The 25,553-nt window shown below is 62.3% G+C and carries 23 protein-coding genes, 2 pseudogenes and 1 riboswitch; of the genes and pseudogenes, 15 read left to right on the top strand and 10 right to left on the bottom strand.

Features of this window, described 5'->3' with window-relative positions; genetic code table 11:
• Positions 1 to 83: 83 nt before the first annotated feature.
• Complete coding sequence (locus HAP54_RS16060) at positions 84 to 281, bottom strand: hypothetical protein (protein WP_166071913.1); 198 nt, start codon at positions 279 to 281, stop codon at positions 84 to 86.
• Positions 282 to 507: 226 nt separating this feature from the next.
• Here HAP54_RS16060 and HAP54_RS16055 point away from each other — a divergent pair, with 226 nt between their 5' ends.
• The 3 genes from HAP54_RS16055 to HAP54_RS16045 all read left to right on the top strand — a co-directional run bounded on the left by HAP54_RS16055 (position 508) and on the right by HAP54_RS16045 (position 4,291).
• Positions 508 to 711: a hypothetical protein gene (locus HAP54_RS16055; protein ID WP_166301547.1), complete on the top strand. Its 204-nt coding sequence runs from the start codon at positions 508 to 510 to the stop codon at positions 709 to 711.
• A 253-nt stretch (positions 712 to 964) separates the two neighbouring features.
• Positions 965 to 1,179, top strand: a riboswitch (cobalamin riboswitch).
• Between the two features lie 209 nt (positions 1,180 to 1,388).
• The gene (locus HAP54_RS16050) at positions 1,389 to 3,227 is read left to right on the top strand and encodes a ribonucleoside-diphosphate reductase subunit alpha (RefSeq protein ID WP_051346844.1); all 1,839 of its coding nucleotides are present in this window, start codon (positions 1,389 to 1,391) and stop codon (positions 3,225 to 3,227) included.
• A complete protein-coding gene (locus HAP54_RS16045) occupies positions 3,218 to 4,291 on the top strand; it encodes a ribonucleotide-diphosphate reductase subunit beta (RefSeq protein ID WP_198031293.1) in 1,074 nt (357 codons plus the stop codon). The genes HAP54_RS16050 and HAP54_RS16045 overlap by 10 nt, the downstream gene beginning before the upstream one ends.
• Before the next feature lie 741 nt (positions 4,292 to 5,032).
• On the opposite strand, the gene HAP54_RS16040 is transcribed toward HAP54_RS16045, so the two are convergent.
• Positions 5,033 to 6,367, bottom strand: coding sequence for an IS1182 family transposase (locus HAP54_RS16040; RefSeq protein ID WP_166202952.1), 1,335 nt, complete (start codon positions 6,365 to 6,367; stop codon positions 5,033 to 5,035).
• A 334-nt stretch (positions 6,368 to 6,701) separates the two neighbouring features.
• Here HAP54_RS16040 and HAP54_RS16035 point away from each other — a divergent pair, with 334 nt between their 5' ends.
• A complete protein-coding gene (locus HAP54_RS16035; protein WP_224741914.1) occupies positions 6,702 to 7,496 on the top strand; it encodes a helix-turn-helix domain-containing protein in 795 nt (264 codons plus the stop codon).
• 26 nt (positions 7,497 to 7,522) lie between these two features.
• Positions 7,523 to 8,587 (top strand): IS630 family transposase, encoded by a 1,065-nt coding sequence (locus HAP54_RS16030; protein WP_166204319.1) that lies wholly within the window; start codon positions 7,523 to 7,525, stop codon positions 8,585 to 8,587.
• A 916-nt stretch (positions 8,588 to 9,503) separates the two neighbouring features.
• On the opposite strand, the gene HAP54_RS16025 is transcribed toward HAP54_RS16030, so the two are convergent.
• From HAP54_RS16025 to HAP54_RS16010, 4 genes are all read right to left on the bottom strand, one after another.
• The gene (locus HAP54_RS16025) at positions 9,504 to 12,068 is read right to left on the bottom strand and encodes a cation-translocating P-type ATPase (protein WP_166301544.1); all 2,565 of its coding nucleotides are present in this window, start codon (positions 12,066 to 12,068) and stop codon (positions 9,504 to 9,506) included.
• A gap of 306 nt (positions 12,069 to 12,374) precedes the next feature.
• Positions 12,375 to 13,487, bottom strand: coding sequence for an ABC-type transport auxiliary lipoprotein family protein (locus HAP54_RS16020; RefSeq protein WP_166301541.1), 1,113 nt, complete (start codon positions 13,485 to 13,487; stop codon positions 12,375 to 12,377).
• 30 nt (positions 13,488 to 13,517) lie between these two features.
• On the bottom strand, positions 13,518 to 14,261 hold the full coding sequence (locus HAP54_RS16015; RefSeq protein ID WP_166301538.1) for an ABC transporter ATP-binding protein: 744 nt from the start codon (positions 14,259 to 14,261) through the stop codon (positions 13,518 to 13,520).
• A gap of 2 nt (positions 14,262 to 14,263) precedes the next feature.
• Positions 14,264 to 15,385: an MlaE family ABC transporter permease gene (locus tag HAP54_RS16010; protein WP_224741915.1), complete on the bottom strand. Its 1,122-nt coding sequence runs from the start codon at positions 15,383 to 15,385 to the stop codon at positions 14,264 to 14,266.
• Between the two features lie 123 nt (positions 15,386 to 15,508).
• Between HAP54_RS16010 and HAP54_RS16005 the strand changes: the two genes are divergently transcribed.
• From HAP54_RS16005 to HAP54_RS15985, 5 genes are all read left to right on the top strand, one after another.
• Positions 15,509 to 15,919 carry a hypothetical protein gene (locus tag HAP54_RS16005; protein ID WP_166301532.1) on the top strand — a complete coding sequence of 137 codons (411 nt, stop codon included), beginning with the start codon at positions 15,509 to 15,511 and terminating at the stop codon, positions 15,917 to 15,919.
• Positions 15,920 to 15,984: 65 nt separating this feature from the next.
• Positions 15,985 to 16,968, top strand: a complete 984-nt coding sequence (locus HAP54_RS16000; RefSeq protein WP_166301529.1) for a zinc-dependent alcohol dehydrogenase family protein — start codon at positions 15,985 to 15,987, stop codon at positions 16,966 to 16,968.
• Entirely contained in the window at positions 16,968 to 17,516 is a 549-nt protein-coding gene (locus tag HAP54_RS15995; RefSeq protein ID WP_248114495.1) for a hypothetical protein, read from the top strand. Before HAP54_RS16000 ends, HAP54_RS15995 begins: the two co-directional genes overlap by 1 nt.
• A gap of 267 nt (positions 17,517 to 17,783) precedes the next feature.
• Positions 17,784 to 17,927, top strand: a complete 144-nt coding sequence (locus HAP54_RS15990; RefSeq protein ID WP_166293481.1) for a hypothetical protein — start codon at positions 17,784 to 17,786, stop codon at positions 17,925 to 17,927.
• Complete coding sequence (locus HAP54_RS15985) at positions 17,924 to 18,055, top strand: hypothetical protein (protein ID WP_312022833.1); 132 nt, start codon at positions 17,924 to 17,926, stop codon at positions 18,053 to 18,055. The genes HAP54_RS15990 and HAP54_RS15985 overlap by 4 nt, the downstream gene beginning before the upstream one ends.
• Before the next feature lie 175 nt (positions 18,056 to 18,230).
• Here HAP54_RS15985 and HAP54_RS15980 read toward each other — a convergent pair.
• Positions 18,231 to 18,347 (bottom strand): annotated as a pseudogene (locus HAP54_RS15980) (ATP-binding protein); the annotation flags it as partial.
• Positions 18,348 to 18,379: 32 nt separating this feature from the next.
• Between HAP54_RS15980 and HAP54_RS15975 the strand changes: the two are divergent.
• The gene (locus HAP54_RS15975) at positions 18,380 to 19,690 is read left to right on the top strand and encodes a recombinase family protein (protein WP_224741917.1); all 1,311 of its coding nucleotides are present in this window, start codon (positions 18,380 to 18,382) and stop codon (positions 19,688 to 19,690) included.
• A 78-nt stretch (positions 19,691 to 19,768) separates the two neighbouring features.
• Here HAP54_RS15975 and HAP54_RS15970 read toward each other — a convergent pair.
• Positions 19,769 to 20,898, bottom strand: a protein-coding gene (locus HAP54_RS15970) for an IS3-like element ISRj2 family transposase (protein WP_166204126.1) whose coding sequence is annotated in 2 segments (ribosomal slippage) — positions 19,769 to 20,646 and positions 20,646 to 20,898 — 1,131 coding nt in all. Because the reading frame shifts where the segments join, the coding sequence is not laid out codon by codon here.
• A gap of 72 nt (positions 20,899 to 20,970) precedes the next feature.
• Here HAP54_RS15970 and HAP54_RS15965 point away from each other — a divergent pair.
• Complete coding sequence (locus HAP54_RS15965) at positions 20,971 to 22,329, top strand: recombinase zinc beta ribbon domain-containing protein (RefSeq protein WP_175619434.1); 1,359 nt, start codon at positions 20,971 to 20,973, stop codon at positions 22,327 to 22,329.
• Positions 22,330 to 22,335: 6 nt separating this feature from the next.
• Here the strand turns inward: HAP54_RS15965 and HAP54_RS15960 are convergent.
• A pseudogene (locus HAP54_RS15960) lies at positions 22,336 to 22,924 on the bottom strand (ATP-binding protein); the annotation flags it as partial.
• Here HAP54_RS15960 and HAP54_RS15955 point away from each other — a divergent pair.
• Entirely contained in the window at positions 22,868 to 22,990 is a 123-nt protein-coding gene (locus HAP54_RS15955) for a hypothetical protein (protein ID WP_312022856.1), read from the top strand. The pseudogene HAP54_RS15960 and the gene HAP54_RS15955 sit on opposite strands and share 57 nt — an antisense overlap.
• Here the strand turns inward: HAP54_RS15955 and istA are convergent.
• Positions 22,987 to 24,483, bottom strand: coding sequence for an IS21 family transposase (istA, locus tag HAP54_RS15950; protein WP_224742069.1), 1,497 nt, complete (start codon positions 24,481 to 24,483; stop codon positions 22,987 to 22,989). The two genes, HAP54_RS15955 and istA, sit on opposite strands and share 4 nt — an antisense overlap.
• Here istA and HAP54_RS15945 point away from each other — a divergent pair.
• Together HAP54_RS15945 and HAP54_RS15940 are read left to right on the top strand one after the other, a co-directional pair.
• Positions 24,374 to 25,003 carry a hypothetical protein gene (locus HAP54_RS15945; RefSeq protein WP_224742088.1) on the top strand — a complete coding sequence of 210 codons (630 nt, stop codon included), beginning with the start codon at positions 24,374 to 24,376 and terminating at the stop codon, positions 25,001 to 25,003. The two genes, istA and HAP54_RS15945, sit on opposite strands and share 110 nt — an antisense overlap.
• A gap of 234 nt (positions 25,004 to 25,237) precedes the next feature.
• Positions 25,238 to 25,459, top strand: a complete 222-nt coding sequence (locus tag HAP54_RS15940) for a hypothetical protein (protein ID WP_166301523.1) — start codon at positions 25,238 to 25,240, stop codon at positions 25,457 to 25,459.
• The last annotated feature ends 94 nt before the right edge of the window (positions 25,460 to 25,553 follow it).

Raw genomic sequence — 25,553 nt, 5'->3', positions numbered from 1 at the left:
GTGGCATGTGCCAAGTCTCACTTGGCACGTCTTCGATTCGATCACCACGCGGGCTGTATCTCTATGTGGCGCCGAGCATCGGCTCACCCATCATCAAGCTCGCTCATGGCCTCATCCATATCCGACTGGGAATCGCTTATGACTTGCGTGGCGACGGAAACGAGAGCCTTTTCGAATGCTCGGCGCAGTAGCGCTGCACGCGTGTCATCGCCGCCGCTCTCGGCGGTATCGGAGGGGGCGCCAACCTGCGGCGCTGTTGCATTAATATCGGCTGCGTTCATGTCGTAACACCCGGATAGCGGCGTCGCCGCGAGATGACCTATCCGCTTCATGCTAGCAGGGGCAGCTTGCGAAAAGCTGACTAAGATCGAGCCTCCTTGGCGGCTTCATCCATGACCACGCAAGTGAGGACAACCGCTGTGCCGGCAAGGTCATTACTGCGATCGGAGCTCTGGTAAATCATGGCGCCAAAACACTTGGCCACGTCAGCAAGCGCGACGGCGACTGTTGCGCGTTGAAGGCTCAGTGGTACCACAAGCATTTGTGGAGCTATCGTGCTCGATCTGGCGCGCGCGGCAAGCCACCGAGATCGCACGATCATGGCAGGGACGCACCTCACGCCAGTTCCACAAGAAGAGCAACACCTTGCTGGCGCAGCTCGATCGCATTCTCGACCGCTTTGAATTGCAAGCCAAACGTTGCGCGTCATGAGATTATCCCTCGCCAGCATCGCCCAGAACCTTCGCCGAACGGATTCCTATCCAACGCGGGCTCGCATAGGCACCCGTCATCGCGACGGAGCATCGAAATCAAAATGCTGCCACTCTTTTCACGGAATGGGCCGAAGCAGGGGGGGGGGCATTTGCTCGAACAGAGCGTTGCGGGCCCGGACCCGGAGCGGACGTGGCGTCCTGCGTCTCGACTCCCCTGGCACAAGCCTTGACGAATCTCGACGCGCGGCGTCTGTATGTAGATCTGCCACGGTCTTCCATTCTGCATCTAGTAGGATGGAAGCTAAGAGGGAACCCGGTGCGCCGGTAACGGCTATTCCGGGGCTGCCCCCCGCAACTGTAAGCGGCGAGCGGTTGTCATAATGGTCACTGGCCGCGACAGCACCGGGAAGGCCGACAGCCGCAGCGACCCGCGAGCCAGGAGACCTGCCGCGACAGAATAGAACGTCCTCGGGCGGGGTGCCCCGTGCGTCGCTTGCAGCCTGGGACGTTTGACCCGTCTCCTCGCAAGTCGTGCGCGTGGCTTCACCCCCTAACATCGCGGGGTTGCCGATGTCGCCGTCTTACGATTTCAATCAGCATGGTCATCTAATTGAGTGGCCGAGTGTGCGGCCGTGGCCGGCGCGGCCAAAGTCTGCCGCGCCTCAGCGGTGTGTTGTGCCGCCGCCGTCATCGGCTCCGCTGCCGCGGCCTCTCGCGCCATTGCCAAAGCCGTCCGATCTCACGCTCGATCGATCGCGCGACGGCCTGCTGACCGCGTTCGGCAAGCTAACGCTGACCGATCGCTATCTGCTCGTCGGCGAAAGCATCCAGGACATGTTCGCGCGGGTGTCCTGTGCCTTCGCGGACGATGTTGCGCACGCCCAACGTCTCTATGACGCGATGTCTCGGCTGTGGTTCATGCCAGCCACGCCGGTGCTGTCCAATGGCGGCACCACGCGCGGCCTGCCAATCTCGTGCTTCCTTAACTCGGTGTCGGACTCGCTCGAAGGAATCGTTGGCACCTGGGACGAAAACGTGTGGCTTGCCTCCAACGGGGGCGGTATCGGCACGTACTGGGGCAATGTTCGCTCGATCGGAGAGAAGGTGAAGGGCGGCGTCAGCTCAGGCGTCATCCCGTTCATCCACGTCATGGACGGCCTGACGCTGGCGATCAGCCAGGGCTCGTTGCGGCGCGGCTCGGCGGCGGTCTATCTCGATATCCAGCATCCCGAGATCGAGGAGTTTCTCGAGATCCGCAAGGCGTCCGGCGACTTCAACCGCAAGAGCCTCAACCTGCATCACGGCATCAACCTCACCGACGAGTTCATGCGTGCCGTGGGCGCCGGCACCGCGTTCGCTCTGCGCAGCCCGAAGACGAACGAGGTCGTCCGCGAGATCGACGCGCGACAGCTATGGCAACGCATTCTTGAGAACCGGTTGCAGACAGGCGAGCCTTATCTCTTGTTCATCGACACCGTGAATCGCGCGCTTCCCAAGCACCAGCGCGAGCTCGGTCTCAAGGTCTCGACCTCCAACCTGTGCAGCGAGATTACGCTCCCGACCGGCATCGACCATCGCGGCGAGGAGCGCACCGCGGTGTGCTGTCTGTCATCGCTCAACCTCGAGACCTGGGACCAATGGAATGAGGAACCCGGCTTCATCGAGGACGTCATGCGCTTCCTTGACAACGTGCTCACCCACTTCATCACGACGGCGCCGGAGGGTATGAAGCGGGCCCGCTACGCCGCCCTGCGCGAGCGCTCCGTCGGACTTGGCGTGATGGGCTTCCACTCGTTCCTCCAGGCGAATGGCATTCCAATGGAGAGTGGCTTGGCGAAATCATTCAATCTAAAGATGTTTCGGAAGATCCGGGGTGATGCCGACGCGGCATCCGTCGCCCTTGCTCGCGAGCGTGGCCCGTGCCCGGATGCCCTGGAACGTGGCGTGATGGAGCGCTTCAGCCAGAAGATCGCGATCGCGCCGACTGCTTCGATCAGCATCATCTGCGGCGGCACCAGCGCATGCATCGAGCCGATCCCGGCCAACATCTACACCCACAAGACGTTGTCTGGTGCCATCTCGGTACGTAATCCTCATCTGACCAGGGTACTGATCGCCAAGGGCGCCGACACCCCGGTGACCTGGCAGTCGATCATTGCGCAGGAGGGTTCGGTCGCCCATCTCGACATTCTGTCGGAACACGAGAAAGCGGTGTTTCGCACCGCCTTCGAGGTCGACCAGCGCTGGATCGTCGAGCTTGCAGGCGACCGGGCCGCATTCATCTGCCAGAGCCAGTCAATCAACCTCTATCTGCCGGCCGAGGTCGATAAGTGGGACCTCCACATGCTGCACTGGACGGCGTGGAAGCGTGGGGTGAAGAGCCTTTATTACTGCCGTTCAAAATCGATCTCGCGCGCGGCGTTCGCCGGCAAGATCGTCGACGATGACGAGGCCGCGCCGCGGCAGCCGCCTGCGCAGCGCGCCGATTATGAGGAGTGCCTCGCATGTCAATGATCGATCTCTCGTCTGTCGATCCGCGCACGCTGATCGGCAAGGGGCGCGTTGGTCTCCTTGACTCGACGGGCAGCTATGACGTTGATCGCTACGCTTGGGCCTACGAGTTCTGGAAGCGTCAGCAGCAGACGCATTGGATGGCCGAGGAGGTGCCGCTCGGCAACGACCTCAAGGACTGGGCGTCGGACCGCGTCACCGCCAGCGAGCGCGCGCTGCTCACCCAGATCTTTCGCTTCTTTACTCAGTCGGACATCGAGGTCGGTGACAATTATCTCAAGCGATACATCCCGATTTTCCAGCCGCTCACCGTCCAGATGATGATGGCGGCCTTCACGAACATGGAGACGGTCCACATCGACGCCTATGCGCTGCTGCTCAAGACGCTCGGCATGCCCAAGACCGAGTTCGAGGCATTTCGCAGCTATGCGCAAATGCGCGCCAAGGCGGACTACATGCACGAGTTCGGCGTTGACACCGTGGCCGATGTCGCGCGCACCCTGGCTATGTTCGGCGCCTTTACCGAAGGCATGGCTTTGTTCGCGAGCTTCGCTATGCTGCTCAATTTTCCGCGCCACAACAAGATGAACGGCATGGGACAGATCGTAAGCTGGTCGGTGCGCGACGAGAGTCTCCACTGCGAGGGCGTCATCAAGCTGTTTCACGAATGGCACCGCGAGACCGGCGCCGTGACGCGCTCGGTCCGTGACGACATCGTCGATGTCGCCAGAACGATGGTAAAGCTGGAGGAGAACTTCGTCGATCTCGCCTTTGGCCTGGGCAAGATCGAGGGCATGCGTCCTGAGCAGATCCACGCCTACGTCCGTTATGTCGCCGACTGGCGACTGACCCAACTCCGGATTGCCCCGGTTTTCGGCTTCTTCAAGGCCGAGGAGGATGGGTTCACGCAGCTCAAGCCGCATCCGCTGCCTTGGCTCGTCGAGATTCTCAATGGGGTCGAGCACGCCAATTTCTTCGAGCAGCGCGCCACGGAGTACTCCAAGGCGGCGAGCCGAGGCAGCTGGGACGGCGAGGACGGGGTGTGGGCGGCTTTCGGCCGTATGTAGGCAACCGGAACAGCATGCGTCCATTCATACATCTTGGAGGTTCGCGGAAGTCCTCTGCTGCGGCTTCCGGCGGCACAGCGGACTCAAGCGGCATCATCCACGCCGCTCGAAAATCATAACGGGGGAACACCCGCCCACGGGGCCGATGTACCAAAGTGAAGTCTGATCTTGTGCTGAGTTGCTTCGGTGCGGCAGACTTCGAAAAGGCGATCACAATCGTTGCAATTTGCAGGACCAAGCGCGGGCATTGGTCGGCGATCTTTGAGGCGCGCTCGCCTTGCGGGAAAGTCGGCGTGACCTCATCGATGCGGACCAATGGAACCGGTTTATGCACACCTGCACAAAAGGGCGGCGAAAGCCTGAGTGGAAGCCGCCAGTCTGTTCAGGGCGACCGTGCATGCGATGACGGCGCTTGATGATCAGGGTCATCGACGCGGCCGTCTCCATACAGCAAACGGCCGGGAGGCGAGTAGAGTGAGGAGGCCAGTTGGTGATCGCTCCTCTTCAGCCGTACAGCTAGACAATTTCGATCAGGTTTCCGCATATCGAGTGGACGCCTTGAAAGGAACTTGGCCGGCGGAGTATCCGCCAGCCAAGAGCGATCGTCATCACGTGCTCCTGCTGTTGGCGGAGACAATCTATCAACCTTCGCACATGGCCCTTGTCGCGGCTAAAGCTATGGGCACTAGGAGCCCGTCCAGATATGTTTTCGTGACGGGCATTTGTTGTAGAGTAGCAGGCTCAGGCTGCGTTTGCGAGGTTGAACAGCTTGAGGAGGTTATGGACGGTGCAGATCATTGTCCACTCGGCGCGCACTTTCTCGATGCCCCGCAACAGGAACTGGCGGAAGCCTCTTGCCTGTTTGATCTGCCCGAACACCGGCTCCACCACTTGCTTTCGCAATCGGTAGGGTGTTTCGAAGCCGCCATCGTCGATCTTCTTTCGCATGGCCTGTGTCAGCGGGCCGCCGACTTTTCCGTTCGCTACTGTCGGGTGCTTGGCGCGTCCGGGCGCGACATAGCCATCGATGCTGCGTGTGTCGAGCGCTTCGAGATTGGCTTCGCTGCAGTAGCCGGAATCCGCTGAGGCCTGCCGCGGCTTGCGGCCAAGATTGCTCTCGATGGCCTCGATCAGGGGCACCAACTGGCCCTGATCGCTGCCGTGCTGGGTCAGTTCTTGCGCGACAATGATCTGGGCATGTGCATCGACGGCCGCCTGGGCATTATAGGCCTGAACGAAGCCATCCTTCGACTTCATGATGCGGCTTTCCGGATCGGTGAAGTTGCGTTGCGCCTTGGGATTGGGTTCCTCCGATGGCAGCGCCGCCGGTTTGCCCGGCTTCTTGCGGCCTTCGGCCTGGCGCTGCTGTTCCTTTTCGGCCTCGATGCGGCGCTCTTCCTCCGCCGCCAGTTTGGCGTCCGCTTCCAGCGCCGCCATCGCTTGCTGGATCTTCGCCAGCCGTTTCTGCTTGTCGACGGTCCAGTCCGGCAGTTCGTCGCTGTTGCCGAAAGTCTCATCCTCCGAGGCATCCGCCGCCTCGGCGGCCGCCAGCATGCGAGCGACCTCGGCCTTCAATTCCGCCTCGCGCTTCTTCATGCGCTCATAACTCATCGCCTTGTGTTTCGACGCGTTCGCCTTGATCTTCGTACCATCCAGCGCGACATGACCGAGCTTGACCAGCCCGGCCGTCTCGCACAACTTCAGAACCTGCACGAATAGCGCGCCGAGCGCCTTCAAATGTCGCTTGCGAAAGTCGCTGATCGTCCGAAAATCCGGCGCATCCAGCGCCACGATCATCACAAAATCGTTCCGCTCCCGGCAGGCCTTGGCAATCCGACGCGACGAATACAGCCCACTCGCATAGCTATGCAGCAGCAGCGCCACCATCATCCGCGGATCAAACGGCGGCTGCCCAAGCCCGCTCACATAGCTGCCCATGATCTCCCTGAGATCGAGGCTCTCCCGCACCAGATCAACCATAAACCGCGAGACATGGCCTTTCGGCACGAAGTCCTGCACATTCGGCGGCAGAAGCAGCGTCTGATCGATGTTCCAAGGCCGAAAATACTTGCTCATCGCCCAATGTTGAATCAGACCCGACCAGATTTGAACAGCGACTATCCAGACAAGCTCCTAGCGGAGAGCGCCATTCCCGCAAAATCAAAGAGATAGCCCCAGATTTGGGGAAATCGTCCGGCATTGAAATTCAAAGGGTTTCTAAGGGCTGCCCCAAACGGCAATTCGATCCGCTGGAGCATTCCGTCTACTCCGGCCGGCAGCGACTAGGCGGTTACAGGCGGATCTCCGCGAAGCGCTATGCCGCCTTCGATGCGAACAACCGACTGCTTGGCAGCTTTGGCAAGCGAAGGGATGCTTGGGCGGCTATCAGCCAGGCCGCGGAGATTCGCTCGTGAGCGAGATTTCTGCCGCGGCGGCGGCCATCTATGAGCGCATCAATGCCGCGACTGGGCCGGCTGAACTTGACGAACTGCTGACGTCGATTTGGCGCCATTACTGGCCGGGCGGAGCGATCAGCGACGCGGATGCCCAATTCCTGGCAGAGGCAATTGAGCACCGCAAACCGCATCAACGGCGTGCTTTTGTCGCCCAAATGCCTATTGCCAAACTGCACGGCCGAGTTTCGTCCCTGTTCAAGACCCGGCAGCGGCCACGCTCACCGGATCGGCAGGCCTCCCGCGAGCGTCGGCGGACGCTTGGAAGCTCGTCCGGCATGCCGCCTGCGATGAGGGCGAAGTTCACCGAAGGGCAACGAGCCGTGCTCGCCATCGTTGCCGGCGAGGTCAAGCATCACGGCGAATGCGATCTGCCTTACGATAAGATTGCCGCGCTCGCGGGCGTGTGTCGCACGACCGTGCAAACCACGCTGCACGAAGCCCGTCGGTTAGGCTTCATTCACATCACTGAGCGTCCCCAGCGCGGCCGGAAGAACCTCACGAACCTGGTCCGTATTGTCTCTCGCGATTGGGTGACGTGGATCAAGCGCGGGCCTGCAGCTCACCGACCAGCCGACTACCAAGTACCCGAAGATGGTCGGATAGGGTCCAAAGCGGTGAAAATGGCGAGCCCCACGAAGAGCACAGATTTAATCAAGAAAGAGGCCTTCCGAGAAATTCGTTGGAATGGCGGGTCAAAAAACGCCAGATCGCAATCACGTAGGCAGGGTTCTAGTACCTACTGTTCTTAAAGCGTGAGTCGTGATTCAAGGTCGGGATGATACCCGAAGCAAGAGAAGTCCACCTTTCGAGGAAAGATCGCAAGGTGCTTGAGGCGTGTTGCCGCTCCCCGGTGACGTTGCAGCGCGATTTGAAGCGGGCGCGGATAGTTCTGTTGGCGGCGGATGGACGCAGCACTCGGTCGATCGCCAAGGAAGTTGGGGTCCAGCCGCGGATTGTCAGCCTTTGGCGGCATCGCTATGCCGACCAAGGCCTTGAAGGGCTGCAAGACAAGCCGCGACCGGGCAAGCAGCCAATCTATACGAAGGCCACCGACAAGCGGATTCTGAAGCTGCTGGACAAGCCGCCGCCGGACGGGTTCGCACGCTGGACCGGGCCCCTGCTGGCCGGGGCGCTGGGCGATGTTGACGTCCAATATGTCTGGCGGTTCCTGCGCAGCCACAAGATTGACCTCGCGGCTCGTAAGTCCTGGTGTGAGAGCAACGACCCGAACTTTACGGCCAAAGCCGCCGATGTTGTCGGCCTCTATGTCGCCCCGCCCGCGAAGGCCATTGTGCTGTGCGTGGACGAGAAGCCCTCGATCCAGGCTTTGGAGCGAGCGCAGGGTTATCTGAAGTTGCCCAATGGCCGCGCCTTGACCGGCCAGAGCCACGATTACAAGCGGCATGGCACCACAACATTGTTTGCGGCGCTCGAAGTCGCCACCGGAAAGATCATCGCGGCGCATTCAAAACGCCGACGCCGCGTCGAGTTTCTCGACTTCATGAACAGCGTCACCGCGGCTTTTCCGAACCGGAAGCTTCACGTCATCCTCGACAACCTCAACACCCACAAGAAGAACGAGCATTGGCTCAAGGCCCACCCCAACGTGCAATTTCATTTCACGCCGACAAGTGCGTCTTGGCTCAATCAGGTCGAGGTATGGTTTTCGATCTTGCAGGGGCAGTCGCTCAGCGGCACCTCCTTCACAAGCCTCACGCAGCTTCAGGAGCACATCGATGCCTACGTCAACGCATACAACGACAGAGCCGAGCCCTTCGTCTGGACCAAGAAAAAGGTCCGTCAACGCCGTTTCAAAGGCCGCCGTATCACTCAGCTCTGATTCTGGGTACTAGGTAGCTGGGACATCTCATTGAGACAATATTCCGACGCAGGACCAACCGGAATCTCGAATGCTGTCCAATCGCTACGTAAGTTCAAAGCACTGCCACTCGCTCGGGAACACTCCGACCTCTCAAGGGATTCGCGTGGGCTCCGTTATGCCTGGTTGCGGCAAGCGCGCCGCGTCGATCAATCAAACCAAGTGCGGCGTTTGCTTGGGACGTTGTTCGCGACCTTAGACCCGGGGGGTGGGCGAAAGTCTGGAGGATGAATCGTGCCGACCGGTGTGGGTGGTTCGCACGCAAAAAGTTCAGAAATAAAAACAAAAAACCCACCTAGACGAAGGGATGACCTTGAAAACGAAAGTGATCGGATTTCTAGGTATGACTTTCAATTGGACCCGGTCCATGAGTTCGTAGGCATGACAGGTCGTCTTGTAAAAGGTGATTATGTCCGCTGGAGGGGGACCAACACAACCGGGGCATCGTGACTGAGATCAATCGCTTTGGTGTTACGATCAGCGGGTCGGGTCCAGCCCATTCTTCAACGACATGAGGCGTGTCACTCTGACCGATAGGGATGGACACTCGACCCGTTGAGGCGGCGGGCTTCGAGTGGGGGTGGTCAAATCCTCTGGAGTTAGTTGCTCGCGGACCGGCGTCACTCTCACCCAACGATTTTTTTCTGCGCCAACGTAGATTTAGCCCTGAGAAGTAGGTGTCCTGTCCTCCCCGCTAAAAATGTGCGTGCAATTCAGGCGCTTGTCAAAGCGTGCAGCCAGCGCTCACGTGCCGAGCGAAGATTATTTTTCCGTGAGAGTAATTAAGTGTTGAAAGGAGGCGACCTCTCCCGGCCAAGCTTCATTTGTCACGGGCCCTGAGGAGCCGCGAATGGACCGGGACTTGGCCCGCCGTCATCTACGAACGAAGTATCACCGCCCAAATCGGTTTAAGCGATTCAAGGAGGATTAGCAGAGCCACTCCTGAGCCGACCGTGACCGCCAGGTCATTAAGATGTAACGGCCCAAACCGAAACAAACTGGACGCTGGGGGCCAGAGCAACGTCGTTGCGAGAAGGACGATGACTGCAAGCAGGATACAGCCCAACGCCTGGTTTGGACGAAGCAATGCGGACGCGTAGGACGAGCTGAAAGATCGGTTGGCGAGGACCAGGCCGACGATACACACAACGAGGGAGAAGAAGCCGAGCGCTCGTGCCTCGTCCGGCGGCATGCCGTTGTTAAGCGCAAGAACAAACACGAGCGTCACCAAAACCAAGGCCAGTCCTCCTTGGAAGACACTCCAGCAGATGAGAGCCCAGGTGAACAAGGGGCTATCGGTCCGCCTTGGCGGACGGCTCATGACGTCACGCTCTTCCCGCTCCGCTTCAAACACGAGCGAGCAGACGGGATCGATGATCAACTCCAGAAAGGCGATGTGAACGGGACTGAAGATCAAAGGCAAGCCGAAGACCAGCGGCAGCAGCGCAAGGCCGGCGATCGGAACGTGCACGGCGAAGACGAACGCCATTGCCTTGCGCAGATTGTCGTAGATGCGCCGGCCGAGGCGAATGGCTGACACGATCGATCCGAAGTCATCATCCAGCAGCACGATCGAGGAGGCTTCCCGCGCCACGTCCGTTCCGCGTCCGCCCATCGCGATGCCGATGTGAGCAGCTTTCAAGGACGGCGCATCGTTCACGCCGTCACCGGTCATCGCGACAATCTCGCCATTGGCCTTCATCGCCTGGACGATCCGGAGCTTCTGATCCGGCGTGATGCGCGCAAACACGTCCACGCGCCTTGCAGCCGGCGCTAGCGCGAGATCGTCCATCGCGGTGATCTGCTCGCCGCTGACGACGTTGCAGGCATCGAGCCCGGCCTGCCCCGCGATTGCAGCCGCAGTCGCCGGATAGTCGCCGGTGATCATGACGATGCGAATTCCGGCGGCACGGCATTCGCGCACCGCATCCGGCACGCTTGGACGAAGCGGGTCGGCAAGTCCGATCAATCCGAGGAACCGAAAGTCGAAGCCTTCCTGCGAGCACGGGAGTGTCGCGCCCTCGTGTACCGCGGTGGCGATCCCGAGCACGCGCAGTCCATTTTGGGCCATTAGATCGACTGCCTGCTTTATGGACGCGCGATCGGACGTGCCCAGCTTGCAGAGTCGGGCGATGGCCTCAGGCGCTCCTTTTGCGGCGACCAATGTTTCGGCATCGGCCCCGCGCCAGACCTGCGTCATGGCCAACAGATCGGGCCGCAGGCCATAGCTATGCATCATCTTCCAATCGCCCGCTGGCCTGCCAGCTTCCGGCAGCGCGTCGCGCGCAAAAGCATGAAATGCCTGCTCCATGGGATCGAACGGCTCCGGCGCGCTTGCCAGGACGCTGCAGCGCACCACTTCCACGAATTCCGGTCCGATATGACCCGGCTTCACCAGCGTAGCCTGGATACATGCGCCGCCGAGGAGCCTTAGTTCTGCCACCGACATCCGGTTCTGCGTCAAAGTCCCGGTCTTGTCGGTGCACAGGACGGTAGCAGAGCCGAGCGTCTCGATGGTCGCGGCGCGCCGCGTCAGCACGCGAGCCTTCGAGATCCGCCACGCGCCCATCGCCATGAAGACGGTGAGGATCACCGGAAACTCTTCCGGAAGCATCGACATGCCGATCGCAATGCCGCCGAGCAACGCCTGAAGCCAGTCACCGCGCAGGCTGCCGTAAAGCAGGACGGCGGCAAGGCTGACCGCGGCGCCACCGATGCCGCAAAATCGCACCAGCCTCGCCGTTTGCTGCTGCAGCCGAGGCGGCTCGGGCTGCATGGCATTGAGCGACTGCCCTATTTTCCCGATCTCGCTGCGCAGGCCCGTCGCGGTGACCGACGCAAGGCCCCAGCCTCGGACGACCAGCGAGCCGGAGTACACGACCGGCTGATCGTCGCCACCCGGCCGGGAATTGGCCAAGGTGGGCTTCTCGGCAGCCTGTTTGCGAACCGGCACCGACTCACCCGTCAGCAGGGATTCGTCGACCGCAAGATCGCGCCCGTCGATCAGCATCGCATCGGCAGGAATGCGATCCCCCTCGCCGAGAACGACGAGATCTCCACGCACGACATCCCGGCCCGCGATACGGCGACGCTCGCCGTCACGAATGACGAGCGCGCGCGGACTGGTCAAATCGCGCAGGGCCTCCAGCACACGCTCGGTGCGCGCCTCCTGCACGACCGTGATCACGATCGACATGGCCCCGAAGGCAAGCAGCAGCAGCGCCTCTCCGAGATCGCCGAGCAACAAGTAAATCAGACCGCCGCAGACCAGCAGCGCGAGCATGGGCTCTCGCAAGACCTCGACGACAATCCGCAGCCAGGTTCGGCGCTCAGAGCGAGGCAACTCGTTATAGCCCTCCGCCCGGAGACGGGCCGCGGCCGCGGCACTGGTCAATCCCGCCGACGAGCGGACTGCGCTCACGTTTTCTGTCGAAGCGCCCATAGGCTTCCAGCCGCCAGTACAATGAGCGCGAGCACGACAGCGACCCAGGTCTGGACGAGCTCGAAGTTCAAGGCGTCACGCGCGACGAAAAGCGCGGTGAGCAATCCCGCAACCACAAAGACGAGGCGAAGTATAAGGCTCATGGCTCGATCTCCCTGACAGTCGAGTTGCAATTCTGTTGCATCGGGGCACAAACCGGCGTCAGCCCAATAAAAACGTAGCGGCTCCAGGAATTCTGGAGTTGAGCCACGTCAAGCTCTCGGCGCGGCAGATTCGATTGAGTCCCTGTTCCGATCGGCATTCGCGTTATCGTGCGGAATGGCCAACCCAGGCGATGAGCTTGGTCGCAAGCGCCTCGAATGCCCCGTCGAACGCGGCTGCCGCGGTGGCGGGCGCGAGCTTGTCGATGGCGCGGGTCTCCTCGAAGATATTGGCAGCCTGTTGACGTCCATTGGCGTCGATAATCCGCACCGATAAGCTAATCACCGCCTGTGGCTGCGCTCCAAGCATGATCTCGAAACGTCTGAGGTCGATGAGCAGGCGCGACGTTCCTTCGAAACCGCTGTCGTGACGCAACGGCGCATGCGCAATGTCGGCGTTCTCGAAGCTTTGCACCAAACGCGTTTGCACCAGGATCGGCAGGCTCTCGCTCCACCGGGCGTCGGCAAAGTCGTGATCCTGCCGGTCCGGCGTGAGCAGGAAACGCTGGGTCTGCAGCCGGGTGATCGCCGTCGGCTCGGCCATGACCAGAGGGGCGGGCAACGTCAGGCTTTGTCCCGGCTCGAACCGGTCGACCGCGTGGAGGTCGTAGACCAGCTTGCGCGGCTCCGGCGATCCACCTCCGGTCATGCGCTCGAGCCCGGCGACGATGCCGTCGAGCTTCGGCGTGTTGCGCGCCAATCCGTCCGCGAAGGTCGAGAGGTTGCTGATGGTGTCGTGCAGCGGTGCAGCATTCTCGGACAGGACGGTATCCACCCGGCGCAACGCATCGCGCGCAGCCTGGGTCATACTTTGCCCTGCCCCCTTTTCGGCATTAAGCGGCCCGCGCGGCGCCGGCGCAGCGGGATTGTCACCGCCTTCGAGTGTTACCACGGGAACGCCCGTCAAACCCTGAAAGTCGAGGCCGACGCGGGTATCGTCGCGAACCGGCGTCCGCTCGGCCACCGAGATGGTGACGCGAACGTCGCGCGGATGATCCTGCACCAGGTCGAGCGCGGTCACCTCGCCCACCCGGATGCCGTTGAACAGCACGCCGGCACCGACCAGGAGCCCCGGCACGGGACCGTTGAAGACCAGCTGGTAGGTCTCGCGCTTGCCGATGCTGCCGACATTGTTGAGCCAGTAGACGAAGCCGAACACGGCGATGATCGCCGACAAGACGAACGATCCGACGATGACATAGGGCGCGCGAATTTCCATCTGTATCTCTCTTGGTCTATCGACCTTGCTCTATCGGCCAAGGCCCAGCATCTGCGCGCGAGCGCCGTGAAAATAGGCTTTGACCCACGGATGCTCGGACGCGAGCACGGCTGACAGCGGCCCGATCGCTGCGATCCTGCCGTCGGCAAGCGCCGCCACGCGGTCGCAAACCGCCTGCAGGCTGTTCAAATCGTGCGTCACCATGAACACGGTGAACCGCAAGGTCCGATGCAATGTCCGGATCAGCGCGTCGAACTCGCCGGCAGCGATCGGATCGAGGCCCGAGGTCGGCTCATCCAGGAACAGCAACGCGGGATCGAGCGCCAGCGCCCGGGCGAGTGCGACGCGCTTGGTCATGCCGCCGGACAGCTCGGAGGGAAACTTGTTGCCGTCGTCACGCGTCAAGCCGACCATCTCAAGCTTGGCGTCGGCGATCTCGTCGAGCAGTTGCGGCGAAAGGCGCGCCTTCTCCCGCAGCGGCAGCTGGATGTTCTGGCGCGCGGTGAGCGCGGAGAACAGCGCGCCCTGCTGGAACAGGATGCCCCAGCGCCGGTCGTCTCTGCCGTCATCATCGGCGGCAAACGCGATCTCGCCGCTGCGCTTCGGCAAGAGCCCGACCAGCGTCCGCATCAGAACCGATTTGCCGCCGCCGGACGCGCCCACGAGGCCCAGGATTTCGCCTTGCCGGACATCGAGATCGAGTTGGTCGAGGATGGTCTTCTTGCCGAAGCCGACCACGAGCTCACTAATATGGATCGCCGGAGCATCGGCCATGGCTACATTCCGATCGAGGCGAAGAAAACGGCAAACAGGCCGTCGAGCACAATGACGAGGAAGATCGACTTCACCACCGAGGACGTGGTCTGCTGTCCGAGCGACTCCGCGCTGCCCTTGACGCTCAACCCCTGCGCAGCGGCGACCAGCCCGATGACGACGGCCATGAACGGCGCCTTGATGATGCCGACCTCGAAATGCGTCACCGAGACCGCCTCGTGCAGCCGCGCGATGAAGATCGCGGGACTCATGCCGCCGTAGAGCCAGGCAACCAGCCCGCCGCCATAGAGCGCGGCGAGCGAGCCGAGAAAGGCCAGGATCGGCAGGGCGACGACGAGCGCCAGGATCCGCGGCAGGATCAGCACCGCGATGGGGTCGAGGCCCATGGTGCTGAGCGCATCGATCTCCTCGCGCATCTTCATCGCGCCGATCTCGGCGGTGTAGGCGCTGCCGGACCGTCCGGCCACCATGATGGCCACGATCAGCACGCCGATCTCACGCAACACGAGGATGCCGACCATGTCGACGACGTAGGACTCCGCGCCGAAGCGGCGAAAGTGGAAGATACCCTGCTGGGCGATGATGGCGCCGATCAGGAAGGTGATCAGCACCATGATCGGCACGGCCTGCCAGCCGACCCGGCCGAGCTGATAGACCGTCGAGGTCAGGCGGAACGACCGCGGATGCCTGATGGCGCCGAACAGGGCCAGGGCGAAGGCACCGAACATGTGCAGGAAGGCCGCGGCTTCGGACACCAGTCGCCGGCTGCCGCGGCCGAGCTGGTCGAGCCTCTCGAGGACGGGATTGACGGATGCCGGGCCGACAGAACGGCCGCGGTTGAGCCGCTGCACCTCCCGCATCAGATCGCCGTGCGGGCCATCAACGCCGGTCAGGAGGGCCCGCGTCGACTGCGCGGCGTCGCCACGCGCGATTTTCTCCAGGAGCCAGGCGCCGATCGTGTCGAGCGCCGTCACGCGACGCAAATCGATCGACCTAACCTCGGCGCGTGCCGCCTGCGCGCACAGGCGCTCCAGCGCCTCGGCGTTGGCCAGATTCCAGGCTCCGCCTGCGCGCAATGCGTGCGGATCGCCGACGCTCGCCTGCAAAGTCGGGGCGTTGCTCAAGGGGGCCACTCCGGGTTCGACCGCGATCCTAGCAACCGGCGTGATCTCGTGCTTGACGCATATCAAGGGCATGGCGGACCAGGCCGCTAACATCGCGTCGTCCGAGCCATCCAGGAGACCGCGATGAACCGCCCCGCCTTCACTCCCCTGCAGAATACGTCATTGCCACATTCGTTCAGGCAAATCCGGCTGGAACGGGCGCGCGAGCACGATCACCCCGAGGGCCTATCCGCGATCGCCTATGTCGTGATCGCGCCGCTCGACATGGTGTCGCGGATCGATGCCAATGTCTGGAAGGATCACAAGGAGGCGTGCCACGTGGTCCGGCAGCGGCCCGGCGAGCCCGACCAGCTGGGCCATCTCGTGCATGGTCCCGGCGGGAGCTGGCGTTTCCACTACGATGTTTCGGGTGTGGTCGCAGACGAGGCCGGATATCATTTCGGCGACGAATGTTTCCGGCTCGGCGAATATGTGTCGGTTCGCGAATCCGACGGCACGCATCCCTATCGTGTCGTCACCGTGACGCCACTCTGATCCGCTAACATCGCAGTTTTGCGTCTCGCATCACCGACGACGCAATCGTCCTGTGAGTTTTGCGCATGTACGCCATGATCCTGCCCGCACGCGGCGCCTCGTTGCAACGCGTAGAACGCCCGGATCCGGTGCCCGGTCCCGGCGAGGTTCGCGTCAGGATCAGCGCCTGCGGCGTTTGCCGCACCGATCTTCATGTCGTCGATGGCGACTTGCCCGGGATCGCCTACCCCATCGTTCCCGGTCATGAGGTCGTCGGCCTGATCGATGCAATCGGCGACGGCGTCGGTGACCTGCGCCTCGGTGCGCGGGTCGGCGTTCCCTGGCTCGGCTCGACCTGCGGCCGATGTGCGTATTGCCGGGACGACATGGAAAATCTCTGCGATGCGCCAAAATTCACCGGCTATACGCGGGATGGCGGCTTCGCCAGTCATCTCGTGGCAGATGCGCGTTACTGCTTTCCACTCGGCGAAGACGATGAGGACAGCGAGCTCGCGCCGCTGCTGTGCGCCGGCCTGATCGGCTGGCGGTCCCTGGTGATGGCCGGCGACGGTCGCAGGCTCGGCATCTACGGCTTCGGCGCGGCGGGGCATATCATTGCGCAAGTGGCGCGCTGGCAGGGACACGAGGTCTACGCCTTCACGCGCGCCGGCGACACCGACGCGCAGCAGATGGCGCTGTCGCTCGGCGCATGCTGGGCCGGCGCATCCGAGGACCGGCCGCCGGTCGAGCTCGATGCCGCGATCATCTACGCGCCGATCGGCCCACTGGTGCCGCTGGCACTCCGCGCGCTGCGCAAGGGCGGACGCGTGGTCTGCGCCGGCATTCACATGACGGACATCCCGAGCTTTCCCTACAGCATTCTCTGGGGCGAACGGCAGATCGTCTCGGTTGCCAACCTGACCCGTCAGGACGGCGTCGATTTTCTCAAGGTCGCGGCAAAGGTCGGGATCGAAACGCATGTGACCGTGTTTCCCCTGGAGCAGGCCAACGAGGCCTTGTCGCGGCTGCGCGATGGCCGCCTCGTGGGCGCCGCTGTCTTGAAGCCATGATGACGGAACCGCCATCCATCGCGGACGATCAGGCCGCCGTGCTCGCTTTTCTCGGCAGATCGCCCGACGCTGCGGTGCAGAGGGTCGATACCCATTGCTCGATCGTCTTCCTCGGGCCTGACCGCGTGCTCAAGATCAAGCGTGCGGTTAAGCTGCCCTATCTCGATTTCTCGACACTGGAGAACCGGCGGCGCGCCTGCGAGGCAGAGATTGCCGTCAACAGGCCGCACGCGCCTGCCATCTATCGGAAGGTCGTTCCAATCACCCGCGAAAGCGACGGTCTTGCGATCGGCGGGCGCGGAATTGTCGTCGAGTGGGCCGTCGAAATGGCCCGCTTCGACGAAACCAGGACACTCGACCATCTGCCGCACAGGGCTACGCCAGACCTCGGCGAAGCGCTGGCCGCTGCCTTGCTCGACTCACATCGTGGCGCGCCCCTTGGCGATGGATCGAACTGGCTGGCCTCATTGCCCGTCATCATCGACCGCAACACGGAGCAGTTTCGCGGCCAATTTGCCGCGCCAGCGTCGATACGCCGCACGAATTGAGCCGCCGGGCGTTTGAGCAAAATCGTGATCTCTTGCGACGCCGCGCAGCCGCGGGCCAGATCCGGCGGTGCCACGGCGATACGCATCTGGGCAACATCGTCCTGATCGATGACAAACCTGTCCTGTTCGATGCCATCGAGTTCGACCCCGATATTTGTGTTTCGGCATGGAATAAGGACCCCGTTTTCGGGGTGATCGGCATCCAATCGGGCCCCCGGGATAAGGGTCCACAGTGGCTTCCATCGAGTCATGGAAGCCGAGGTTGGGATGCTGGTGGTGGAGACGATTGGTAAGATCCGTCGCGCCTACTTTGTTGATGGTCGTCCGATCAAGGCGATCTGCCGAGAACTTGGCGTATCGCGGAAGGTGGTCGGCGCCTCCACGTTCTGCTCAAGCGGGAGGGCTATGTGATCAACCACAAGAAGCTGTTCCGGCTCTACCGGGAAGAGAAGCTTGCGGATTCCGATGATCTCGCCCGGGTGTACCGATTTGATCTCGCCCAGGATTCCGAGATGATCTCGCCCACCATTCCGATTTGATGTCGCCCGGGGCGCGAGGCGTTCTGGCTGTCTGGTTTCTGGCATCGGCGAAGCCGCGTGGTCAATCTTGAATCGCGGTTCGACGGGTTGGTTTTTTCTGTTGCTCCTCCTGTGGGCATGTGGGCAACGCTCTTGCGTTGTCCAAGCGTAGCGGCATGTCCACAGCGCCACAGGCTCAGGCCTTTCGGTCGGGTTTGCGGGTTCGCCGCATGCTTTCGCCGTTCAGATCGATCCGGTGGGCGTTATGGACCAGGCGGTCGAGGACGGCGTCGGCGTAGGTGGGATCACCGAACACGTCGAAGTACCCCTATTCTCGAGCGGGTCGTGTCTCACGTTACGATCACTGACCCGCATCATTTTCTTTTTGGGCACCGGGTTGAGGTGCTGAAGGAGCGGTCGGGGCGCGGTCCCGCCTATGTCGTTGTCGCGCTGCCGGACGGCCGGCCGCGGGCGGTTCGCATCGCGTCGACCGATCTTGCCGAGACAATAACTTCTGGTCCGAACGCCGCCGATCTGCCGCGCATCAGCGCACGTACGCTGATCCCATTGATGCAACATTTGAGCGCGAGTCTGAGCCTTCTTGACGAGAAGGTGATTCGCGATGACCCACGCGACCGCTTCCAGGTCGCGTTGCGTATCGACCCATGCCGACGTTGGCAAATCCACCCGGCCGTCCGACGGACGACATTCCGCGCCTGTGGCCGAATCTGTCGACCGCGACGCAAACCCAGATCGCTCAAATCCTCGCCACGCTGCTCCGGCGGATGCAAGCGGTTCCCGGCACGCCCGGAAGGGGACTGGGTCGTGCTGATCAGCTTGAACGTCGCTGACGAGCGGCTCACGACTGCGCACCGAGCCAAGTTGGCCTATGTCTACGTACGGCAGTCATCCGTGAACCAGGTGCGCCAGCATCAGGAGAGCACGGAGCTGCAGTACCGCCTCGTCGATCGCGCCATCGGTCTGGGCTGGCCGCCGGAGCGCGTCCAGGTCATTGACGAGGATCTGGGCAAATCCGGTGCTGGCGGTGTGGATCGTCATGGCTTCCAGAAGCTCATTGCCGAGATCGGCCTTGGCAACGCCGGTCTTGTGGTGAGCCTCGACGCTTCGCGCTTGGCCCGCAACAACCGGGACTGGCATCAGTTGCTCGAACTGTGCTCGGTGTTCGGTGTGCTCATTGCGGATGGCGAGCGGCTTTACGATCCGCGCGCCTACCACGACCGCCTGCTGTTGGGCTTGTCCGGCATCATGAGCGAGGCGGAGTTGCATCAGCTTCGGATGCGCCTTCACCAAGGGGAACGCCAGAAGGCGGCGCGGGGCGAACTGCGGCTGCCCCTGCCAGCCGGGCTCGCCTATGATCGCGCCGGCACAATTATTCTCAATCCTGATGAGGAGGTGCAGGCCCGTCTTCATCTCGTTTTTGCCAAATTCCAGGAATTGCAAAGCGCCCGCCGTGTGATGCGTTACTTGGACAGGAACGGACTGTCCTTGCCGGTTCGACCGCTGCTTGGACCATCTCCACATGAGATCGTCTGGCGGGCGCCAGATAGTGCACGCGTCCTTAGCGTCCAGAGCTGGCGCCGGTTGTTTGGACAGCGCCCCGCGGGATTTAAGTGGATTCCTGCCGGGTTATGCTGAACGCGGGGCCTTACGATTTTGTCGTTGCGTCGGGAGGGCGTAGCCCGACCAGAGCGACGACAAAATCGTCGGCGACGGTCATGCGGCCATCACCATAGCTTGCGTGCCGAAGTAAGCCTCGTCGGGCGTGCGCCCGTCAAGGCTCGAGTGAGGGCGTCCCTGATTGTAGAAGGCCAGATACTTGGCAATTGACGCTCGCGCCTCGGACACGCTGTCGTAGGCGCGGAGATAAACTTCTTCGTATTTGACCGTGCGCCAGAGCCGCTCGACAAACACGTTGTCGCGCCAGGCGCCCTTGCCGTCCATGCTGATGGCGATCTTCGCGTCCAGCAGCACATCGGTGAACTCGAGGCTGGTGAACTGGCTGCCCTGGTCCGTGTTGAAAATCTCGGGCCTGCCGTGCTTCGCCAACGCCTCCTGGACCGCTTCGACGCAGAAGGCCGCCTCCATTGTGATCGAGACGCGATGGGCCAGGACCCGTCGGCTGAACACATCGACGACCGCCGCGAGATAGACGAAGCCACGCCGCATCGGAATGTAGGTGATGTCCATTGCCCACGCCTGGTCGGGCCGCTCGATCTTCAATCCGCGCAACAGGTACGGGTAGATCTTGTGACCCGGTGCCGGCTTACTCGTGTTCGGGCGACGATAGACCGCCTCGATCCCCATGCGCTTCATCAGCGTCGCGATGTGGCGGCGACCGGCGTATACGCCCTCCCGCCGCAGCAACGATCGCTGCATACGCGCTCCCGCGAAGGGATAATCGAGATGCAGCTCATCGAGCCGACGCATCAAGGCAAGGTCCTCGGCCGAAACTGGCCGAGGTTCATAGTAGACCGTGCTGCGAGCCAGCTTCAGGACCTTCGCCTGGCGCACGATAGAAAGATCATGACCGCGGTCGATCATCGCTTTGCGCTCAGCAGGCCCGCCTTGGTGAGCGCGCCGGACAAAAAATCGTTTTCCAACGCCAGCTCGCCGATCTTGGCATGTAACGCCTTCAAATCGACCGGCGTCTCGGCCGACGCCTTGTCATGCCCAAACACGCCGGCGGCGCCTTCCAGGAGCTGGTTTTTCCAGATCGTGATCTGGTTCGGATGAACATCAAACAGTTGCGCCAGCTCCGCCAGCGTCTTGTCGCCTTTGACCGCAGCCAAAGCAACCTTCGCCTTGAATGCCGGAGAATGCATCCGGCGGCTCTTCTTCGTCATCTTCGCTCCTGATTCGCGGCAAGAATCCTCGCCGCTGTCAGGCAGAAAATCCACTCAAGCTACTGTCCGAATTTGCGGAGCCAGCTCTTCCTTCAAAATCCGGCCTATGCTGGGGCGTACGTTTATGGCCGACGGCAAAAGGATCCGAGCCGATGCCGGCCGGGATCGCTGACGGGAACGGTCAAGGTGGCGATCGCCGACTGGGCGGTTTGCCTCCGCTCTGCTCACCCGGGTTATATCAGCTGGGAGGAGTTCATGGCCAACCAGCGGCGACTGGCAGATAACGTCGCCCACTTTGAGGCAGGACACGCTGGCGTGCCACGCAAGGGGGCAGCCCTGTTACAAGGAATTGCGGTCTGCGGTCGTTGTGGACGGCGCATGAGCATGCGCTACACGGGCCCGAATGCCGACTATCCGGTCTATTGCTGCCGGTCGGATCGGGATCAGGAAGGCAGTGCACTGTGCCAGGAAGTCCGGGCCTTAGCGGTTGATGCCTTGGTCCAACGGGTAGTCCTCGACGCCCTGGTGCCGGATCAGATTGAGATCGCACTCGCAGCCGCGGGCCAACTGGAGCAGGAGAGCCGTCAGCTCGAGCGCCAGTGGGCGCTTCGCGTGGAGCGCGCCCGCTACGAGGCCGAGCGCGCTCGGCGCCAGTATGACGCCGTAGAGCCCGAGAACCGTCTTGTGGCGCGCTCACTTGAGCGGGCTTGGGAAGAGAGGCTGCGTGTCGCAGAGGCGGTCGAGCAGGAGCATGCGCGTTGGCGCGGGCAAGAGCCGCTTCTGATTGGCCCGGCGGAATGCGCAGGGCTACAAGCGCTCGGCGAGAACCTGCCGCGGATTTGGAACGCGGCCACCACGTCGGCAGCCGATCGCAAGCGCATTCTGCGATTTGTGATCCGCGAAGTCGTTCTTGATCAGAAGCGGACCCGAGGTCAGGTGTGGCTCAAGATCGTCTGGCAGACCGGTGCAACCAGCGAGCATCACGTGCAACGGCGCGTTCACACCTACCGCAATTACATCGACATTGATCGGTTGCGGCAACGGATCGTCGAGCTGAATGCTGAACAAAAAATGGATGCCGAGATCGCGGCAATACTCAATCAAGAAGGCTTCGTCGCGGCCCGAGGCTGCGCCTTCAAAGGCGAGAATGTCTGGCTGTTGCGCACCCGCTGGGGCATTCCCACCGTCAAGATCAACGGCGTGGACAAGAATCCCAGGCGCTGGCCCGACGGCAGCTTCTCGATTCAGGGGGCAGCGGCTGAGCTTGGATTAACCCCGCAAACAGTTTTCGATTATCTTGCGCGCGGATTGCTGGCAGGTCGTCAGTTAGCCAAAGGTCAGCCATGGCAGATCGAGCTCTCAGACGAACAAATCAGTCAGCTGCGCAATCGGGTACGACGCACCAAGCATTCGAAGAAGGAGGCATCATGAAGTCATCGGCTCGCCGATCAGCGCGTGCCATTGATCGACCGGGAGCTGGCTGGTGACGATGGTGGAGCGGCGGCCGTAGCGGTCCTCGAGGATCTCCAGGAGGTCGTGGCGGGCCGCGGCGTCAAGCGGCTCGAGGCCCCAGTCGTCGAAGATGAGGAGATCGACGCGGCCAAGCGCGCGCAGCAGGCGGGAGTGGCGGCCGTCGCCGCGCGCCAAAGCGAGATCGGTGAACAGCCGCGGGACGCGCTGGTAGAGCACGGAGCGATTGTCGCGGCAGGCCTTGTTGCCGAGCGCTGAGGCGAGCCAGCTTTTGCCGACGCCGGAGGGCCCCGCAGATCAGCAGGTTGGCGTGGTCATCGATCCAGCGGCCTTCGACCAGCATCGTCAGCAGGCTGCGGTCGAGGCCGCGTGGGGTGCGGTAGTCGATGTCTTCGACGCAGGCCTCCTGGCGCAGCTTGGCGTATTGCAGCCGCTTCGACAGCCGCTTGTCGCGTCGCAATGACGCTTCGCGTTCGAGCCGCAGCGCAAGCCATTCGGCGTGGCCGAGGCTTGCGGCCTCGCCGCCGGCTTCGATGTCGGCGAAGGCCTTGGCCATGCCGTGAAGGCCGAGCGCGTAGAGTTGATCGAGGGTCGGATGCGTGAGCAAGACGTGATCTCCTAATTGTAGTAGCGCGGCCCGCGGATGTTGGGATGAAGGATCGGCGCGTCGTCCGCGGAGCGCTTGGGTGAAGGACGCCGATCGAGATTGTTGGCGAGAATCGACTTGACCGAGCCGTAGGTGCGCGCGCCGATATCGATCGCCCGCATGGCGGCGGCATCGAGCCGCTCGTGCCCGTAGGATCGGGCGAGCCGGATGATGCCGAGACAGGCGCGGAAGCCCTGTTCTGGATGCGCGCGCTCGTCGAGGATCAGGTCACACAGCGCCGCGGTGGCCGGCCCGATCGAGGCTGCGTCCTTACGGATGCGCTCGATGGTCCAGCCAGCGTAGCGCCGATGACTGGACGCCATGTGCTCCGGCACGGTCGTGTGCTTGTGGTTGCCGCTCATGCGCTGATGCGCGGCGATCCGCTCACCCTTGTGGAAGATCTCGACGGTGCGAGCCGTGAAGCGCACCTCCACCTCGGCGCGGACGAAGCGATGCGGAACGCTGTAATAATGCGCCTCGACCTCGACGTGATAATCGATGCTGACCCGGCAGATCCGCCACTCGGCGAACACGTAAGGGTTCTCCGGCAAGGCCTTGAGCGCCGGCCGGTCGATCTCCTCCAATAGCTTGCGGCGGGTGACGCCGAGCCGCCGGATCGGCCGCTCCTCGTTGAGCCGGGTGAGCAACTCGGCGATCGCCGCATTGACCTCGGCGAGGCTGTGGAAGGTGCGGTGGCGCAGCCGCCCGAGCAGCCAGCGCTCGACCATGAGGACCGCCTGCTCGACCTTTGCCTTGTCTCGTGGTCGTCGCGGCCTGGCCGGCAGAATGGCCGAGCCGTAATGCGCCGCCATGTCGGCGTAGCTGCGGTTGATCTGTGGATCGTAGAGGCAGGCCTTGATCACCGCGACTTTGGTGTTGTCCGGCACCAGCAGCGCCGGCACGCCGTTGATCGCCTCGAAGGCGCCGACGTGGCCGTTGATCCAATCGGCGACCCCCTGCGTCCAGGTCGCCTGCGCGTAGGTGAAGCTGGAAGCGCCGAGCACCGCGACGAAGATCTGCGCGGCGCGCCGCTCGCCGCTGAGCCGGTCGATCACGACCGGCACGCCGTCACCGGCATAATCGACGAACAGCTTGTCGCCGGCCGCATGCGACTGGCGCATCGTCACCGACAGCCGGCCTTCCCAGGCGCGGTAGAGCTCGCAGAAACGCGAATAGCGATACCCGCCGGGCTCGCTTGCGATGTACTCCTCCCACAGGATCGACAGCGTCACATGCTTGCGCCGGAGTTCGCGGTGCACCGCCGCCCAGTCCGGCTCCGCCTGCCGGCGATGGCCCCGCCGCGTGCCGGAACCCGCACCGGCGCTGGCGAACAGCCGGGCCTCCAGATCAGTGTCGGTGATGTCGTCAGACAACGGCCAGCTCAGCCCCGCCGCCTCAAAACGGCGGATCGTCAACCGCACCGTCGAAGGCGCCGTCCCCAACCGCCGCGCAATCTCGCGGGTCGGCATCCCAGCCGACTTCAATCTGATCACTTCGCGCACATGGCGCATCGCAAGCCTCTCCGTCGGCATCCAGGTCCCCCTTCGCAAAGCCGAAAGGCGGGACCGTATCGGAGCCAGAAGAGGCCTCGTCACCCCGGGCGACATCATCCCGGAATGGTGGGCGAGATCATCTCGGAATGGTGGGCGACATCAAATCGGAACGGTGGGCGAGATCATTCCGGAACGGTGGGCGACATCGAGCGGAATCAGCAAAGCGGTGATCAAACACTTTAGTGACAGTCAAGACCTCAAGTATGTTTGGCACACAGTGTTCGCACTGCGTAACCTGGAAGACCAAATTATTGAAGACTTGATCGGCAGCGATGGCGAGGTGACAACCAGCACCGTCAGAAGTTGTGTTCTGGAAAACCTAGTACGTTGGGACGAAAACATCCTCGGGGGTGTAGTAGGGAGATTGAAGGAAGCGACCGAACCCGACTGGAAGGAATTTGATAGACTCGATAGCTTCAACGAAGATTTAGAATGAGCGGATCGACGCAAGATACTTAGCTGCGCTGACGCAAGCCCCGCGTTCCGCGCCCGTTTTTCTCTCTCATGACGTAAAGGCGCGAGCGGCGACCAATTGACCGACTGATAAGGGAAGTTGAGCAATCCGGAATATTTGCGCAACGGGTCTGTCAGCTCTTAGGCGCGCGTGAAGCGCAGCTTCCGTCCGCCAAATGATGGAGCGGTCGGCAGGAGGCCATTTCAAGACTTGTAAATGGACGATGCGGCAAGTGAATGCCGCGTTGTCAACAGAGTGGAGAATGAAATGAAGCACACGGCCAAAGATAGACCCGATCCAATCGAACGCGCTGAGACAGATGACGAGGGAAAATCGATAGTCAAGGTAGATTACGAGGCGGGTACATCTCGGTTCTGGAACGGCGAGGACTTCCACGGCACCGGGGTTGTGTATGCCGTTAGCCCGTCCTATTCGTGAGAGTGCTTTTTTTAGTCCGATTGATGTGGCCGCACATCTGCTCTGACGAGGCGCGCGGGATTGCCTTCGGCTTTTCACCGCCTGACGACCGGTA

Source organism: Bradyrhizobium sp. 2S1, assembly GCF_011516625.5.
GTDB classification, from domain to species: Bacteria; Pseudomonadota; Alphaproteobacteria; order Rhizobiales; family Xanthobacteraceae; genus Bradyrhizobium; species Bradyrhizobium septentrionale.
This window is presented reverse-complemented; position numbering and strand designations above follow the sequence as displayed.